We start from the raw sequence: 18756 nt of genomic DNA on the forward strand, positions 1-18756 counted from the left end.
AGTTAACACCATTTTACTAAAAATAAAAAGGAACTTCTTACGAAGTTCCTGATAAACAAATTTAAAATACATATAATGTTATATTGAAGATAATATAGCTATGAATATAACATAATTCCTATGCATTTTCTCTCCCTCCGAAAGATAGCAATTAAAAGCAAAAGGCAGGTCTCCTGACTCACGGATCATTCTCCTTCTTCCTTCCCAGATAAATCCAGTGGATATAGAATTCGTCTCCGTATACAGTAGCGGGGGCTGCAGTGGATTTTCACCACTTTCCCTTTTAAACATTATAAAAGTACCTAAAACTTTATATTTAATTTTCTTTTTAGTACATTATTTATTATATCATACTATTTTTGGTATTGCCATAATTTCCTTTATATTTCTTCTCTAAATTTATATTTATAATATTTATTTACAGCTTCTTTGCATTAACTTATGCATAATACACTTAAGTTATGATTTGTGTAAAAAGCCCCTTAAACTGTATATGAAAAACTTGCATTTTGTATGGCGGCTGTTTATATTAATAAGAGAACTATATTAAAGACATATTAATAGAATCTTAAGGTTTTCATAAGAAAATTACTACCATATAGATTATTGCTTTATATTACCATGATACTAGATATTTATACGCAATCAGGAAAGAGGTGATGAGATTATGAGCATTAATATTTTAGTTGTAGACGATGAACAATCCATAGCAGATCTAATCGAAGTTTATTTGAAAAATGAAGATTTTATGGTGTACAAATTTTATAATGGAGAAGATGCATTAAATTGCATTAAATCGGAACAGATAGAGCTTGCCATACTTGATGTTATGCTTCCAGACGTTGATGGCTTTACTATCTGTCAGAAAATCAGGGAAAATCATAATTTTCCTGTTATTATGCTGACGGCAAAGGAAGAAGAGGTTGACAAAATTACTGGACTAACACTAGGTGCAGATGACTACATTACGAAACCCTTTCGACCTTTGGAGCTTGTTGCTCGAGTTAAGGCTCAGCTGCGCAGGTTTACCAAATATAATTCTCATGAACCATTACGGGAGGAAAGGCTAATTGAATTCTCAGGATTAGTTCTAGACAAGGATACTCATGAATGCATATTAAACGAAAAGCCCCTTGCGCTTACTCCTACAGAGTTTTCTATTTTATGGGTGTTAGCCTCCAATCGGGGCCGTGTAGTTAGTTCAGAGGAATTATTTCAAGAGGTATGGGGAGATAAATATTTTAGCAATAATAATAATACGGTAATGGTACATATTCGGCATTTGAGAGAAAAAATGCATGATTCTGCAGAGCATCCAAAGTACATCAAAACTGTATGGGGGGTTGGCTATAAAATTGAAAAGTAGGGGAGAGAGCATTTTAAAAGCTATTATTATTATATTTGCAATTATTCTATTTTTTTTAGGTATGGTATGGCTGGTAGACCAAGTATTTAATGGAGTATTTAAAGAATGGTTTTATAATATGTTTTTTGTTGATGGTGAATACTCAAGTAGTGGAAAGATAGGAGCAATTTTTAAAGATTGGTATGAAATAAAGCAGTTTTTCATTACTGCATTCCTTAATTTTATAATAATCTTAGCATTATGCATAGGTATTTCAGCATATTCTTATGCCCAGTATAAAAGTAAAAGGGAAATTACTTTTATTGCTGAGTCAATGAATTCATTTATAAAGTCAGACGGTGATGAATTGGTACTGCCCCAGAAATACTCTGAAATTGAAAGAGAGCTTATTAAAATAAAAGCAACTTCAGAAAGGCATCAGCAATTGATGCAAACTGAAATGCAGCGAAAAAATGACTTGATTACATATTTGGCTCATGACCTAAAAACACCACTTGCTTCAGTAATTGGCTACCTAAGTCTTTTAGATGAAGCACAAGATATGCCTCCAGAACAAAGGATGAAATATGTTGGAGTAGCTTTAAATAAAGCCTACAGATTGGAGGAGTTAACCAATGAATTTTTTGAAATTACAAGGTTTAACCTACAGTCTATTGTTTTAAATAAAGGAAAAATAAAACTTGCTTTTATGCTTCAGCAAATGACTGACGAGTTTTATCCTATGCTCTCTCCAAAGGGAAAAGAGACAGAGATACATATTTCAGAGGATCTTATACTTTTTGGGGATGCAGATAAGCTTGCGCGGGTTTTCAATAATATTCTAAAAAACGCCATTGCATACAGTTATGAAAATACTACTATTAATATTTCAGCAGCTCAGCAAGGAGAAAATGTGGTTATTACCTTCGTAAATCAGGGAGATCCCATTCCTCCCCAAAAGCTGGACACTATTTTTGAAAAGTTCTATAGATTGGACTCTGCCCGTTCCACAAATACTGGCGGAGCTGGACTGGGTTTGGCAATTGCCAAAGAAATCGTCACTGCTCATGGTGGAACTATTACAGTAGAAAGTAATCTAGAACATACTGTATTTACGGTAAAACTTCCGTCATAAGAAAATCTTAAGAAGTTCATAAGAGGAAATTCCAAAATGACTCTTTGTTTTGTGATTAAATATAGCTATCACAAAATAAGGAGTTGTTTTTATTATGGAAAAAATAAAAAAGAAGGAATCTAAGTTTTTTGTTCTTCTGATAATAGCTATTATTGTTTTTATTTACATATTTAATTTTACCAGTAACGGAAAATTCATGTTTATAAAAACTAAGGTCAATAAAGCAGGGGAGACTTCTTTATTGACCACAGTACCTGATCCTTCACTTTCAGTACTATCAAAGAATCTGAACAGTCCAAATGCCATTCTGATTCAGTTGGATAATCTCACTGTATTGATGGAGAAAAATAGCAGCCAAAGGATTTACCCTGCGTCTTTAACTAAAATAATGACAGCAATAGTTGCAATTGAGAACTTACAGGACTTACAGGAAAATATAAAACTTTCTAACGCCACCTTTCATGAGCTCTACAAGGAGGATGCATCAATAGCAGGATTTAAACCAGATGAAAATGTCAGAGCAATTGACTTGCTTTATGGTGTAATACTGCCCAGTGGAGCAGAGTGCTCCATTGGACTTGCAGACCACATTGCAGGATCAGAGAAAAAATTTGTAGAGATAATGAATCAAAAAGCAATGGCATTGGGAATGAGAGATACACACTTTACCAATTCCACTGGGCTTCAAGATAGTAATCACTATACTACAGTAAGAGATTTATCAATACTTTTGAGCTATGCCTTGAAAAATAATACTTTTAGAGATATTTTTACTTCTTCACGTTATTCCACAACACCTACTAACAAACATCCAGAGGGGATTACATTTCACAGCACAATGTTTAAAAACATGGAAAACCCAGTTATTGATGGAGGGAGAATTTTAGGCGGCAAGACCGGATATACAGATAGAGCCGGGTTATGTCTTGCAAGTCTTGCAGAGAAAGGTGGCAGGGAGTATATACTTGTAACGGCAGGAGCCAAGGGTAATCATAAATCAGAGCAATATAACATTGATGACGCTTACGCTGTATATAACAAATTAGGAAAATACAAAAAGAGTTGAGTGTAACCTAGAAGATAACAGTATAAGCATTAATATAATATGAATATAACAGTGCTAAGAAAATACGGGTTTTATTAAGATGCCACTGAAAAAGCAGAACTTTTTCGATGGCATCTTTTATTAATCCGCATTTTTTAGTTTATTAGCGTTTTATGGATACGCTGACTATAAAACACCATATAAAAAATTAGATATCAATAGTAGAATGAGGTTAAACATAGTTTTATCTGTGCCTATTAAGATTACAGATGAAATAATTTACTAGTTTCAAATTTACAAATCTCAAACAGCACATACAAGGGGGATATACATGAAAAAATTATTTAGACTTTTACTAATTTTCATGATGACTATTAGTTTAAGCTTTAGTAATCTTTTATTAGTACATGCTGAAAATGGAAATAACTCCACTGAATTAAATTTTACTCCAACACAGGTTATAGCTGATCCGGATAAGCCTATTCTTTATTTCACAGATATGGCAGGAAAAAAGGTCCATTCAATTAACTATGATACCGGTGAACATAAGAGTATATCTTTTACACTAGCACCAGAAAGACTTACTTTATCTAAGGGAGAACTATTCGTAACTCTTTTAAAAAGTGGACATCAACAGTTTGGCGATTCCCCTGAAGAAGCCTCTATAGCTATTATTGATGCCGGAAGCCTTACTTTGAGGGAAGAATTTAATGTGGATATTGACCCTTCCGATATTGTTGTAGATAAGCAGGGCTATATTTATTTATTTGGAGGTTCTCATCAGTGGACTTATATAAAAGCCTACTCTAGAGATGGAAAAGAGGTTAGTTCTAGTGAAGAAAAAATTTATCAGGGGAGTGCAGGACAACTTCATCCTACTATGGATAAGGTTTATTTTATGGAGACTAAATCAAGTCCTATTCAAATGGGAACTTTTAATGCAAGTAATGGCAGTTCCAAAATAAGTTTTTATAAATGGCTTTATCATGATGATTTTCCAGCTAATAATTACTTTAAGATATCTCCTGATGGAAAGTATATTTTTAATTCAGCTGGAACAGTTTTTAACGCTGCAAATGATAAAGGAAATGATATGACTTATGTGACCGCTATAAAGGGTGAATTTAAAGACATAGCTTTTGATACTGCAGCAAACAAGTTTTACACTGCATCAAGTGAAAATATAATAAGTGTTTATGATTATAGTAATTTTAAACTTTTAGGAAAGTATAAAACTCCTTCTAATATACAGAATATATTTGCACAGGATAACAAAATTATAACGGTGACTAAGGATAATGCAGGAAAGTACACTATAAATACTATATTTAAGCAAAATATATTAGATGCTCTTAGTTTAGACAACCCATCAGAGGGTACTATTCCGGACAAAATTATTTCAGCGGTATATGACAGCAGTAGAAATAAAGTATATTCAGTGGATTCTGCTTTTAACAAGCTGTTGATTTTCGATGCTGCTACAGATGCTTTAGAGAGAACTGTAGATTTAAAATACAGACCTTCTGCAATAACCTTATCAGAAGATGGTACAAAACTTTATATTGTAAATGATGATACTCAATATTTAGTTAGTAAAATTGATTTAAGTACACTTGCTAATATTGGTAACTTAAAATTTGCTACAGCACCAAAAGCTGATCTGGTAAATGGACATAGACATATATATGAAAAAGGAAATAAATTATACGTTATAACTGGTGATGCAAGTCCAGCACTTTTGGTTTTTGATTCAGACACCTTTGTGCAAATTAATTACGGGGCACCTATAGATCAGGTAGGAGATATCAAGTTTACTGCTGATGGCAAATACTTTTATAAGTTAAATGAATATAGCTTTCCATCAGGTTTTGAAGCCAATAATGTAATGAAGTACTCTGTAAATGGAAATAGCATTAAACTTGAAGAAAGTTCTAAGATAGAACACTTAGCCAGCAATAATTATCCTATAGATACGCCTGTATTTTTAACTGAAAATGAAAATAAAGTAATAGGTAGTGATAAGCTTTTTAATGCCAAGGATCTTACTAAAGCTCCTGTAGCTTTACCGGAGCCTATATATGCAGTATATGAAAAAGAGAATATTATGGTAGGAAAATCTGGGGTATATAGTCTAAGCTCTATGAAACTAATAAATACTATACCTACTCATGAAAAGAACATCCTAATTTTCGATAACTTTGGGAAGCTTCACTATTTTGATAATATTACAATGAAATCTATAAATGCTAAACCAGATATAAAAAAGCTAACTGTACAAAATTCAAGTATCAGTAATGGAGATGTAGATGTACCTCCAGACTATCCTATAGTCGTAAAGTTTGACTATGATATAGAGACAGTTGATAGCTCAAAGATTACTATAAAAGACAGTGGCAAGAATTATGAGGTTAACGCTTATGTTCAGGATGGTTTACTAGTTATAGAACATGAGGATTTATCTTATAACACCAATTTTACTTTAAACATAGATTCTAAGGCAGTAAATGATTCTGTAAATACCTTATACAATGATTCTTATAGTATAAGCTTTAACACAGGAAAGGAATTTAACCGTATCAAAGGTATTGATAGGTATGAAACTAGCGTAAATGTTTCAAAGCAATGGGCAAGTTCCCATTATTTAGTACTTGCTTCTGGAGAGGATTTTCCGGATGCATTAAGTGCAGCACCCTTAGCTAGAACATATGGAGCTCCTATACTATTAACTAATCCCAGTGCACTTATGCCAAGCACCGAAGCAGAAATATCAAGGCTAGGAGTAAAGGAAGTCTTTATTATTGGAGGAACTGCTTCTGTATCAAAGAATATAGAAAATAAGTTGGCAGCAAAAGGGATTAGCATAACAAGATTGAGCGGAAATGATAGATATGAAACTTCACTGGCTGTAGCTGACTATATAGGAAGCGCTGGAGAGATATTTGTAGTTTCAGGAGCTAACTTTCCAGATGCCCTGTCTATAGCCTCCTATGCAGCAGATTCACAGATACCAATTCTTTTAACAGAAGGCAGCAAGTTGTCAGAAGGCATAGAAGAATTTATTTCAGTTTATGGTGTAAATAAAACCTATTTAATAGGAGGAACAGGGGTCATCAATGAAGATGTAGCAAATAAGCTGCCGAATGTTGAGAGGATAGGTGGAAGGGATAGATATGAAACTAATATAAAGGTTATGGAAAGATTTCCTTTTTACTTTGGAATAACTATGATTGCTTCTGGTCAGGGATTTGCAGATGCTTTATCAGGATCAGCCCTAGCAGCAACCTTTGGCAGTCCTATTATTCTTATGGATGAAGGTATGGCTAATAATGGAGATATTATCCATAGACTAGGTAGTTTAAAATCCTATATAAAAATGAAATATGTCATTGGCGGAGAAGCTGTAGTGCCTCCATCTGTAGTAGATAAGGTGTTCAAATAGTTATAAACTATATAAAGAGGAAATAAAAAGAGTATAAATATGGATGATCAATTGGGGCTGTCGCACTAAGAGTAAATTTTACAACATATTGTGTTTGTTATTGAGTTGCAAACCAGTATATTGTATATAAATTTCTTAATGCGACAGCCCCTTGGTTTACAAATACATAAAGTCTATTATAAATCAGTAAATATTTAATCTATCAGCTGTTTTCTTACTGACGAAAATGCTAGAAGTCTTTACTGTTTTGTGATGGCTAAAATTTAAGAAATCCAGTGGATTATATTGACATACTGTCAAAAATTTGGTTTTATAGAGTAATAAGGAGGAGATAACTTGAAGAGTAAAATTGTAACAGGATTTCTTTGTACTATTCTTTTGATGACAGCACCTAGTGTACAAGCAGCAGAATTTATAGACAATCAGGTAGTAAATTCAAACAAAACATGGGATAGTTAAATTTAATAGTGAGATCGCTTTAGAAAATTTAACTAGAGATGCTATAACAGTGACTGATAGCAAAGGAACTAAAGTAAACATAGGAGTTCAACAAGGAGAAGACAAGAAAGTAGTGAAAATAACAGCTCCAGAAGAGGGGTACTTATCAGGAGAAAAATATGTGCTAAAAATAAGAAATAATATATATTCTACTACAGGGAAAGCATTGAAAAATGAATATAAATTAGATTTCTCTGTCGGTGATAAAGATAAAACCTTAAACAAAGATTTGAAAACAAAGATAAAATCAGGTAACTTAGCTACAGATTATAGTATTGAGCAGGCTTTAAGTGATATAGACAAGTTCCAATTGAACACTCTGAATATACCTGTAGTAATAAGAATAGATAACTTATCTTCAAGTGCCATGACGGTAGACAAGTATAGTGAAGAAAAGGCAATAAATCTAATAAAGGAATTGAAAGATAAAAATATAAATATAATATTAGAACCTTACCCATGGATAAATGATGGAGATGATCCTGAAACTAATTGGAGTCCAGACAATATAAATACTTTCTTTTGGAACTGGAAGACAACTGTATTGAAGTCATTAATTGATAATATTGCCAATCCATATAATGTAGATGCTATAAATATAGGGTCAAGCTTTAATAACCTGGAATATGCAGAAGGATATTGGTGCGATACCATAGACTATGTTAGAGAGCATTATGATGGATTAGTAACCTACAGAACGGGCTGGTGGTATATAGCAGAAGGATACCAAAGCAAACTAAACAACAGAATGTTCTCCAAGTTAGATTTTATTTTTATTGCAGCTTACTTTGAGCTTACAGATAAATCTTTAGGTAAGGATACAAATACAGTAGAAGATTTAGTTAAGGCTATAGAAAGTACACAAAATCCCAATAGAAAGCAAAAGATAAAAGAAGAAATAAAAGGATTGCATGATAAGTGGGATAAACAAATTTTCTTTGGAGAGCTTGGTTTTCCTAGAATTAATAAGGCCTCGGCTGAACCTTGGAATCCAGATGAAAATAATATTATAAATGATGTGGAGCAGGCTAACTGCTTTGAGGCTTATAGAAGAGAATTTGAGAATGAACCATGGTTTTTAGGATTTTCTGTATTTTCAATAGGTGAGACTAGTGCTGATAAACGTTATTATCCTAGTGAGCAAAGTACTTCAGTTATAAAGAATTGGTACAATAAGAATTAAAGGATGGGTGTAGAATTACAGAAGTTTAAATGGTTGTAAGGTAATACTTATTTTCAAGTATTTACGTTGCAATGGTTAAATATGTATGCTATCATATAGATACGATTAAAAGAATGGAGGATTGCTTAAAAATGGGTGTTTTTTATATAAGATTTCGATTTTTTTCTTTATGTAACTAACTTAATAGTGCTAAAGGCTCTGCCTATGTGTAGAGTAATCGGGATTGGTCTGCCTATTTTTAAGAAAACCTTATTAACGGTATAGAAGTATGCCTTCAAGAGGGAGAGACAAATCTACCCTCTTTTTGTGTTTTTTAAAATAGAATAGGAAATGAGGAAGTTATTCCCTTTACTCTAAGCATAGGTGACCGATCTATGCTTTTTTATTTCAGTTAGAATGGAGGATGAAGATGAAATTCGCTATAATCATTAGGGTATAATAACTAATGCCGCAATAAATTATATGTAAAAAAATAGTAGAGGTGTATATGACGAATATGAATACAAATTGGAAAAGAAATGTAATATTATTTTTAACCAGCCAGACCATATCTTTATTTGGGTCTTCTCTGGTTCAGTATGCAATTACCTGGTATATCACACTGCAAACACAATCTGGTGTAATGATGACCATAGCCATTATCTGTGGGTTTTTACCTACATTCTTCCTATCTCCCTTTGCAGGAGTGTGGGCTGATCGTTATAATCGTAAAATGCTGATTGTTCTATCGGATTCTATGATTGCAGCATCAACTCTAGTTTTAGCTATACTATTTCTTATGGGATATAAATATACATGGCTTCTCTTTGTTGTTTCTGCCATACGTGCGCTAGGTGCAGCAATACAAATTCCTGCTGTTGGAGCCTTTATTCCACAACTTGTGCCTGAGGATAAACTTACAAAGGTGAATGCAACAAATAGCAGTATACAATCACTGGTTATGCTTGTGTCTCCTATGCTTAGTGGTGCACTTTTAACTATGGCTTCTATAGAAGCAATATTTTTTATAGATGTTTTTACAGCAGCTATAGGAGTATTAACATTACTTCTGTTTTTGCATGTTCCGGCTCATGGAAAAGCAATGGAGAAGCAAGCAGTCAGCTACTTTAGTGATATGGCTGAAGGGTTTTACTATATCAAAAACCATGAATATGTTAAGAAATTTTTTGTATTTTGTGCCTTTTTCTTTATCCTCGTGTCACCGGCTGCGTTTTTAACGCCTCTGCAGGTTTCACGTACCTTTGGTAATGATGTTTGGCGTCTTACTGCAATTGAAATTACTTTTTCTGTAGGAATGATGGCAGGTGGTATGATTATGGCTTACTGGGGTGGCTTTAAAAATAGAATTCATACAATGACAATGTCATGCCTTATTACTGGAATAAGTACCCTTGCACTTGGAGTTATCCCTGTGTTTTGGATCTATCTTGTTTTTATGGTTTTAATCGGAGTTGCTATGCCAATGTTTAATACGCCATCTACAGTTTTATTACAGGAGAAGGTAGAAGGAGATTTTCTAGGTAGAGTATTTGGAGTTCTGGCTATGATATCAAGTGTTATGATGCCTATGGGAATGCTTATATTTGGACCATTGGCTGATATCATAAGGATAGAATGGCTGCTTATTATAACCGGTATTCTGATGTTTGCTCAGAGTTTTTTCCTAATTGGTGATAAGGCATTAATTGAAGCTGGTAAATCGGCTTCAGAACCTGAAATATAAGTTTTAAAGATAAACCCTCAACAATACTGTTGAGGGTTTTTGACTAATTTTATGTAAATATAAAAAATATCATTGACTTAAAATAAAGGCAGTGATAAAATTATATGCAGTTAAATATTATAATATATTCAATTATATCATAACACATTTAAAATAAAAAGTCAATAGAAAAATTAAAAAAGTTTAGGAGGGAATTTATAATGAATTCTATCATGGCTATTCCAAACTCTATGATAATTAAGCAGGCATTTATAGAACTTCAGCAGATTAACGAAAAAACCTTAGAATACGGTTTAAAGCTTTCTGACAAAGATATAACAGCAATTATTGAAAGGAGAACTGAAGTTTTAAAGGGCAATGGTAGAGTAGAATTTGGTGGAGGGATAATAACGAAAATTATTTCTAACTTTTGTGATTCACCTTATATTTTACAGCATAACTATGTTGAAATTATAGATGACCTTATAGAAACTTTTTACTATTATAAAAATGAAACAATGGAAGAGATAAGTGATGAGGAATTAATTAGTTTGATGAAGGAGTACTTTGACAATAGGTGTCAGGGGGATATAGAACTCCTTAGATATAAGTACCTAGATAAAATAGCCCATAATATAAAGTATGGAGTGGCTGATTATTTAGATGTGGATGAAGACATAGAGAGATATGAGAAGGGAGATGAAGAAGAATAATGGATAACTTTATTATAAATAAAAAAGGTGATTTTGAAGATTCATTAAGTAAAGAACATTACTTTCAATCTCTAGTACAGGTGCTTCATTCAAAGAATTTATTAAAGATAAAGGATATTGAAAGTATTCAGCTTCAAGTGTTAAATATCTTAAAAGAAATGGTAGGCTACTATACAAAAAATAAGAGTTCTTCCCTTAGGGTGGAAATTGCAGAGCAAATTATGTTATCTGTTTATTATACACTGGGAATATTTTTAAAAAGCCAGCCAACGATGGAGGAAAGTATAGCCTTAATTAAAAAGAAGGAGATAAAGTATTTATTTGCCCAGGGTGAAAAAGTATTAAGGGCTAAGATAGATGAATGCCAAAGATTATTAGAGATTACAAAAGAAACTAGAGTGAAAACAGAAAATTACGCATATATAGATACTATTGATTATGGAATTCCATTATTTTTTAAAGAGTATGATCCTAGGTTTGCCAGTCAAGGAATCCCAGGATCTATAGATTATCCACTGGCTATTAGTGAAAGCTATTTAGTAGGAATTGAGTATATAGAGGACTATTTAAATAAAGTAATTCTTGAAAATAAGTTTTGTTCATATTTCAACTGTGCAGAGATTGAAGCTTTATTAAAAGGCTTTAATAAGGACTCTAATCACATGTTAATAAATATTTTTCAGTTAGTTCTTATTAATTATCTAGGACGCATTCTAGCGGGAAAGGAAGGAAGGTCCTTAGAGATAACTAAAGGGGATAGAGCATATCTTAAAAGCATGATGAAAAACTTATCTCAACTAGAGTTTAAGAAATTAATTTTTCAGGCAGAAGAAAAACTCCGTAAGGAGCTTTCTATTAGGGATAAAAAGCTTATGGAATATATAAATAGAACTCTTTGTCAGGTTGCACCAGAAATAAAAAAACATATTGAAACTGATACTTTAGAAAATATATTTATTACCTTAAACAAGTCAGAGGAAAATATGCTTAAATATGAGGATGGAGAAAGTTTAGAGGATAGTAAATTTAGATATATAACTGAGGAGATTAGGGATTGTAGCAAGGTAGAAGAGAAAATAGAGATTATAAGGGAAGAATTTCATAGCTTAAAGGATTTAGTAGATGTGTTTAGTGCTGATTGTATATTTGATGATGAATTTATTGATATTTTTAAAGCTCTAGATGATTTTGAAGTAGCACTATTAATGGTGGTTATATCTAATGATAAAGTTTTAGATATTGATTATGGCACTGAAAGTGACAAGGAATGGCGTGGAAAATTTAAGGAGTATTTAGAGAGCTTGGATGATAGGAAAAAAGAAGACATAATTAAAATATCTCAAGGTATTGATATATAACCACATTTAAGGGGATATTCTCTAGATAGTAGTATTACAAATTTGAAAGGTAACTAGAATGGCGTGAATTTTTAACAAAAAATAAAGACATTGGATCAATGGAAGTTAACTCAATGTCTTTGATTTTTAAATTAAAACTAGCGAACTACATCAAGCTTTAAACTATCTTTTAACATGGAGAATGGAATTTTAAATTCAGGAATGCCAGCGGCATAAGGAGCTATTTCGGAGGATTGGTAGTAGATCACTATACCATCTTCTGCAATGTAAAAAGATTGATTGTCTGAAATTGTATTCAATGCAGCAGAAGCATCAGAATAGAATCTATCATCTGAAACAATTTGTTTCTTTATTTCTTCGGTAATTAGTTTTTTATAGTTAACTCCATCTTTAAATAAATCCTTCAGTGCTATTTTTTCTCCAGTTTTTAAATTTACATTAGAAGTTTCCATAAGGGTACTTCCATGGGCACCACCGGTGTATTGATAATAGGTGCTGGTGATACTTAAAATATTTTTTTCATTGTAAGAGATGTAGTAATCTGCAGATAGACTATAAGGCCTAGCTTCATAACCGTAATTTTTAGCATCTTCTGAGGCCTCTTTTCCTTCAATTGTCATTTGGTCTTTAATCTGCAGAACTCTATCCTTAAAAGCTTTATTTATTTCAGATTGAAGTTTTTCATTCTTTAAATTCTTTAGTACTGGAACTTGTATATCGGAGCTTAAAACATCATTCTTTTCAGATGTTAACTCTGGTACAACTTTTATAGAATCCTTCTTCAGCTCTATTCCTGTTTTTACTCCCTTCTTAAATAGGGAGAAGGGAATTTTAAATTCTGGAATACCTGTTGAATATGGTGCAATTTCATATAAGCTGAAATAAAGAGTTATATTACCATCTTCTATTGTAAAAGGTTGATTCGATGTAATGGTAACAAAGTTATTGTCTTTTTCTGTAAAATATTTATTTGGATCTGCTTTAATTTGTTTTTGAATTTCTTTGTTAATAATAGGAAAGTAATCTTCACTTTTATCAAATAGATCTTTTAAAGCAAGCTCTTTTCCAGTGGTTAAATCAAAATTAAAGGTTTTTATTTGGGAGTGTCCATGAGCCCCAAGGGTGTAATTGTAGTAAGTACAAGCTATACTTACTATATTATTTTTATTGTAGGCAACTTCGTAGCTGGTAGAAGCAGTATAAGGCCTTACTTCCTGACCCTGTTTTTTTGAATCCTTGGTAAATTGGATTCCCTGATTTTTTATATCTTCTGCAAAAGCAAGTGCATCCTTTTCTATGAAAGAATTAATGGAAGTTTGAATTTCCTTATCTTCTATTCCTTCTAGCACTGGAATTTTTAAATCAATTTGGTAAGCTTCCTTAATATCTTTTATTTCCTTTGTTGAAATTTTTACTTTAGATTGGGCAGTGACTTGTGTATCTTTCACATATACAATGGGAGTATGTTGAGGTGTTGGTGCTGCCTTTACAAAGTAAGTACCTTCCAGACTTAACATTCCAATTAATCCTAAACAAAGTATTTTTTTCATCAATATCCGCTCCTTAATTTGTTATGTTTGGTGTTATGTATATAATATACTTTACAAATCATAAAGAGTGGTTACAAAACCCTTACAAATAGTTTAAAAATTGGTTACAAAAGAATTAATAATTTCAATTTGTAATATAAATAAATTTTTTATTATCATTACATAAAATAAACCTCAAGCAGGGATAAGGCCTACTTGAAGTTTATTGAGTAAACTGAAGATTACGTTTCCACCGTCCGCTGATAAAACAAATTGTAAGAAGGATAAAACGTACAACATTGTCTGCTACCATGCAAAGCCATACCGCATTTAAACCAAGACCAAATACAGAAACACATAAAAAAGTTGATAAAATCCTAATACCCCACATAGTAAGTAATGAAATTAAAAATGGTATTTTAGTTTCTCCTACACCATTAAAGATACCTTCTAAAATGATAAGAGCACCAAACATTGGTTCAGAAATAGCTACAATACGTAAAGCGGAAGCACCAGATTGAATTACCTTAGGATCTTTAGTAAAAATAGACATCATAACATTTGGGAATAGAAAAAGTATAGCACCGGTTATTGTCATAATAGCAACGGCAATTCCTATTATTGTAACAGATACATTATGAAGTTTTTTCTCATTTCTCTCACCTAAAGCATTTCCAGCCAGTGTTGAAGCAGAAGCCTGCATACCATAGCCTGGAATATAAAAGGCTTGCTCCGCTGTTAGTGCAATGGAGTGGGCAGCAAGGGCAATAGTACCTAATTTAGTGACTAATGCCGTAAAAACAACATGTCCAAGACAGGTTGTAACCCGTTCCAAGGTCACAGGGAAGCCTATCTGAATACATCTTTTCATAATTGGCTTGTGGAGTTTAATTTTTTCACCTTTAGGAGATATTATTTTGTTTCTGTAAAGTTCAACAAACATCAAGGTACCACTTATGCAGTGAGAAATTGCAGTTGCAGTAGCAGAGCCAACCACCCCTAGTCCAGCACCATAGACAAAAAAGCTAAAATTACCTATAGATACTGTTCTGCTGTCATAAATCAATATGTAATTTAAAAGTATATTGATAATATTCATAATAAGGTTAACCACCATTGGGGTTTTCATGTCCCCAGTAGCACGAAGTACAGCTCCAAAGATTATGCTGGAAGCACGAAACAACATAGGAAGGCATATGATGCCGAAATAAATTGAAGCATCCCTTTGAATTTCCGGTGCAGCTCCCAACCACTTTGGTAGGAAGGGACTAATGGACAACATAAGTATTCCCACAGCAATTCCTAATATAATTGTAATTATAATGGACTGAACAGCTGCAATTTTTGCTTTTTCATATTTTTGAGCACCAATAGATGAAGCTATATAAGCTAGGACACCAATTCCCATAGCAAAAAAAGGTCCATTTATTAGCCAGGTTACTGTAGTTGTTAGTCCTACAGCGGCAGAAGCCTCAGCTCCTATTCTGCCTACCATGGCCGAGTCTGCATATTGCACTAAAGTTTGCAGTGCTTGTTCTACTATAGAAGGCCATGCCAATGCAAATACTGTAATTATCATTTCTTTATTTTGAAACAAAGGCTTTTTTATATTTAACATACACAACTCCTGTCTTTATATACTATTCCTGTATACACATTTTCCCATTGTTATAATAAGGGATATATAACCATATAGTCAAGGGTCTTAGAAAAGGCTGTAGTTTTTATATCACAAGTTTGAAAGGTGATGAAAAATATTTAGTATTCATCATCTTTTTATTTGTCAGGACAATCTTTAGAAATTCTTTAGAATTATCACAAGGTTATCTTTAAAAACTAGGTGTATCATAAAGGTAGAGAAATAAGGGAAGGGTAAAAAGACTATAGAGTGAAGTAACTATGATATTATATAATTTAGAATGATTTCATAGAAAGAGGGATGGGAAGAAATGAATATATATAATATTTTAGTGGTAGAAGATGAGGTAGATATAGCCATTGCAATAGAAGCTTATTTGGTAAATCAAGGATATAAAGTTTTTATTGGACATAATGGATTGGAAGGATTAGAAATAATAGAAAAAGAAGACATACATCTAGCAATTGTAGATGTAATGATGCCTAAGATGGATGGTATAACTTTTACTATGAGGCTTAGAAAAGATTATGATTTTCCAGTAATAATATTATCTGCAAAATCTGAGGAGGTTGATAAAATAATGGGACTCAATATAGGGGCAGATGACTATGTAACAAAGCCCTTTAAACCTCTTGAGCTTTTGGCAAGGGTAAATTCCCAGCTCAGAAGATATACTAAGTTTTTAAATATGGTTAAGGGAACAGGTAGGCAGGACAATGTTTACATAATAGGAGGCTTAGAACTTAATATAGACACAAAAGAGGTAACTGTAGATGGAAATATGGTAAAAACTACTCCTAGCGAGTTTAAAATTCTTGCGTTACTTATGAAAAATCCAGGAAGAGTTTTTCCTGCAGAAGAGATATATGAAAAGATTTGGAATGAGCATGCCATAAACACAGATACAATAATGGTTCATGTAAGAAACATAAGAGAAAAGATAGAGATAAATCCTAAAAATCCAAAATATTTGAAGGTGGTGTGGGGCGTTGGATATAAAATTGAAAAACAGTAAAGGCAAGTACATTATAACTATAGTTACTTTATTAGTATTAATAGCCTCTTCTTTAGCAATGTATTCTGTATATCCTATAATAAAAGAAAACAGCAAGAAATATGAATATAATATTTTCGAAAGAGGAGATTTTCTAAATGACATAGTAAATAGCAATTACAGCATATATTTTGATACTCTTAAGAAAAAGGAAAATAAGAATATTGAACCTTCCGATGTTATTTTAAATCTCGATAAAAAGTACGATGATTATATACATGATGACATAGATAATTATAAAAATAGATTTAATGAAGAGATATATGAACATAAGAGAAATTTAGATCAACAACTAATGAACCTGGAATACTATGCTATAGAAAAAGATAGTAAGTTAGTGGAGGAAAGAAACAAAGGTAGTATAAAGTCTTTATTAGATGATAGTACTAATCTTCAATCTCTTAATAACAACTATAGTTTTTATATAGTTATTGAATATGATGATCAAGGAAATAGCATAATTAAAAAGCTTTATGGTGCGGATGTGACAAATATCCTATGGCAGTTTAAAAATAATAAGATAACTAGTAGAGAACGTCTAGAGATGAAACCTATTAGGAATATGACCTATATTTATGCTGTTCCAAAAGAATTAAAATATAAGGATTCAATATCCTTATATAAAGAGAACAATGAAATTAATGCTTACAAAGATGCATCGGTATTTTTTATCATTATAGCTTCTCTTTGCATATTAATAGCTGCACTTATAATTCCGTATAAAATAGAAAAGGAACTAATTGGATTTAAAAAGATTGCTGCAATACCTGTAGAGATGATTATTCTTATAATTTCTATCCTGTCTGTACTCCTATACCAGGCACCGGAGCTTGTTATTACAAGCACAATAAATGGAGATTTATCTAAGATTTTACCAATAAGTTTTAGCCAAGCTGCTATTTATAGAGGTATAGATGTAATAAATGTTCTTTATTGGTTTTTATGTTTTGGAATATTATTTACTATTAGTATTATTGCAAAGCATATTCTAAACACTGGAATTAAGGAGTATATAAAAATAAACTCTTTCATGTATAAAATTTTAAAATTTATTGGAAGAGTTAACAAAAGGTTTTATGATTATTTAAAAAATATAGACCTAAAAGAGAAGAATACTAAGAAAATAGCAACATTATTAGGAATAAATCTAGCTATAGTATCACTAATTAGCTGTCTGTGGTTTTTAGGAATAATAGGGGCGATAATATACACTGGCATACTATTTGTAATGATAAGAAAACATTATAATAATATTAGTAATCAATATGACAAGCTTCTTGAAGCTGCAAATAAAATAGCTGAAGGCAATTTGGATGTAACTATTGAAGAAAATTTAGGGGTGTTTAATGCTTTTAAGAAGGAAATGGAAAGTATACAAAAGGGTTTTAAAAAAGCTGTTGATGAAGAAGTAAAAAGCCAGAGAATGAAGACAGAGCTTATTACTAATGTTTCTCATGACCTAAAGACGCCCTTAACATCTATTATTACCTATGTAGATTTGCTAAAAGATGAAACTCTCTCAGTGGAAAAAAGAAAGGAATATTTAGAAACCCTGGATAGGAAATCCCAAAGATTGAAGGAGTTAATAGAGGATTTATTTGAAGTTAGTAAAGCCACAAGTGGAAACATACAATTAAATATTGTAGATGTAGATGTGGTGGACTTAATGAAACAAACTTTACTTGAATTAGATGATAAAATATCAAAATCATCATTAATAGTAAAAACAAATTATCCGAAATCAAAGGTAATAGTGCCTCTAGACAGCCAGCGTATCTTTAGAGTATTCGAAAATTTAATAATTAATATAACTAAGTATGCCATGAAGGGTTCTAGAGTTTATATAGACATTGATTCAAAAGAAGACAAGGTAGAAATAACCCTAAAAAATATGGCAGCAAATGAAATAGATTTTAATGTAGATGAGATAGTAGAAAGGTTTGTAAGAGGAGATAAATCACGGAGTGCAGAGGGTTCAGGCTTAGGGTTAGCTATAGCAAAAAGCTTTGTAGAACTTCAAGGTGGAGAACTAAATGTAATTGTCGATGGAGACTTATTTAAGGTTACAATTACTTTTGAAAAAAAAGCTATATAGTAAATAGGCCTTTTCTATTCC

The 18756-nt window shown here is 32.1% G+C and carries 13 protein-coding genes and 1 riboswitch; of the genes, 11 read left to right on the forward strand and 2 right to left on the reverse strand.

Going from position 1 to position 18756, the window contains the following annotated elements; genetic code table 11:
• Window positions 1-146 precede the first annotated feature (146 nt).
• Window positions 147-321, reverse strand: a riboswitch (cobalamin riboswitch).
• A 346-nt stretch (window positions 322-667) separates the two neighbouring features.
• From vanR to P8V03_RS04060, 9 genes are all read left to right on the forward strand, one after another.
• The gene (gene vanR / locus P8V03_RS04020) at window positions 668-1366 is read left to right on the forward strand and encodes a VanR-ABDEGLN family response regulator transcription factor (RefSeq protein WP_318796860.1); all 699 of its coding nucleotides are present in this window, start codon (window positions 668-670) and stop codon (window positions 1364-1366) included.
• Window positions 1356-2480 (forward strand): sensor histidine kinase, encoded by a 1125-nt coding sequence (locus P8V03_RS04025; protein ID WP_318796861.1) that lies wholly within the window; start codon window positions 1356-1358, stop codon window positions 2478-2480. The genes vanR and P8V03_RS04025 overlap by 11 nt, the downstream gene beginning before the upstream one ends.
• A gap of 91 nt (window positions 2481-2571) precedes the next feature.
• Complete coding sequence (locus P8V03_RS04030) at window positions 2572-3546, forward strand: D-alanyl-D-alanine carboxypeptidase family protein (RefSeq protein ID WP_318796923.1); 975 nt, start codon at window positions 2572-2574, stop codon at window positions 3544-3546.
• A gap of 310 nt (window positions 3547-3856) precedes the next feature.
• Window positions 3857-6964, forward strand: a complete 3108-nt coding sequence (locus tag P8V03_RS04035; protein ID WP_318796862.1) for a cell wall-binding repeat-containing protein — start codon at window positions 3857-3859, stop codon at window positions 6962-6964.
• A 336-nt stretch (window positions 6965-7300) separates the two neighbouring features.
• Complete coding sequence (locus P8V03_RS04040) at window positions 7301-7423, forward strand: hypothetical protein (protein WP_318796863.1); 123 nt, start codon at window positions 7301-7303, stop codon at window positions 7421-7423.
• A 49-nt stretch (window positions 7424-7472) separates the two neighbouring features.
• On the forward strand, window positions 7473-8645 hold the full coding sequence (locus tag P8V03_RS04045) for a glycoside hydrolase family 113 (protein ID WP_318796864.1): 1173 nt from the start codon (window positions 7473-7475) through the stop codon (window positions 8643-8645).
• A gap of 496 nt (window positions 8646-9141) precedes the next feature.
• Window positions 9142-10368 (forward strand): MFS transporter, encoded by a 1227-nt coding sequence (locus P8V03_RS04050; RefSeq protein WP_318796924.1) that lies wholly within the window; start codon window positions 9142-9144, stop codon window positions 10366-10368.
• Between the two features lie 200 nt (window positions 10369-10568).
• A complete protein-coding gene (locus P8V03_RS04055) occupies window positions 10569-11060 on the forward strand; it encodes a DUF6323 family protein (RefSeq protein ID WP_318796865.1) in 492 nt (163 codons plus the stop codon).
• Window positions 11060-12418 carry a DUF6179 domain-containing protein gene (locus P8V03_RS04060; RefSeq protein WP_318796866.1) on the forward strand — a complete coding sequence of 453 codons (1359 nt, stop codon included), beginning with the start codon at window positions 11060-11062 and terminating at the stop codon, window positions 12416-12418. Before P8V03_RS04055 ends, P8V03_RS04060 begins: the two co-directional genes overlap by 1 nt.
• A gap of 137 nt (window positions 12419-12555) precedes the next feature.
• Here the strand turns inward: P8V03_RS04060 and P8V03_RS04065 are convergent, their stop codons facing one another.
• On the reverse strand, window positions 12556-13968 hold the full coding sequence (locus P8V03_RS04065) for a PdaC/SigV domain-containing protein (protein WP_318796867.1): 1413 nt from the start codon (window positions 13966-13968) through the stop codon (window positions 12556-12558).
• Window positions 13969-14170: 202 nt separating this feature from the next.
• A complete protein-coding gene (locus P8V03_RS04070) occupies window positions 14171-15565 on the reverse strand; it encodes an MATE family efflux transporter (RefSeq protein WP_261672430.1) in 1395 nt (464 codons plus the stop codon).
• Between the two features lie 331 nt (window positions 15566-15896).
• Here P8V03_RS04070 and P8V03_RS04075 point away from each other — a divergent pair, with 331 nt between their 5' ends.
• Entirely contained in the window at window positions 15897-16601 is a 705-nt protein-coding gene (locus P8V03_RS04075; protein WP_261672429.1) for a response regulator transcription factor, read from the forward strand.
• A complete protein-coding gene (locus tag P8V03_RS04080; RefSeq protein ID WP_318796868.1) occupies window positions 16576-18735 on the forward strand; it encodes a sensor histidine kinase in 2160 nt (719 codons plus the stop codon). Before P8V03_RS04075 ends, P8V03_RS04080 begins: the two co-directional genes overlap by 26 nt.
• The last annotated feature ends 21 nt before the right edge of the window (window positions 18736-18756 follow it).

The organism is Clostridium tanneri (assembly GCF_033659955.1).
GTDB classification, from domain to species: domain Bacteria; phylum Bacillota; class Clostridia; order Clostridiales; family Clostridiaceae; genus Clostridium_AM; species Clostridium_AM tanneri.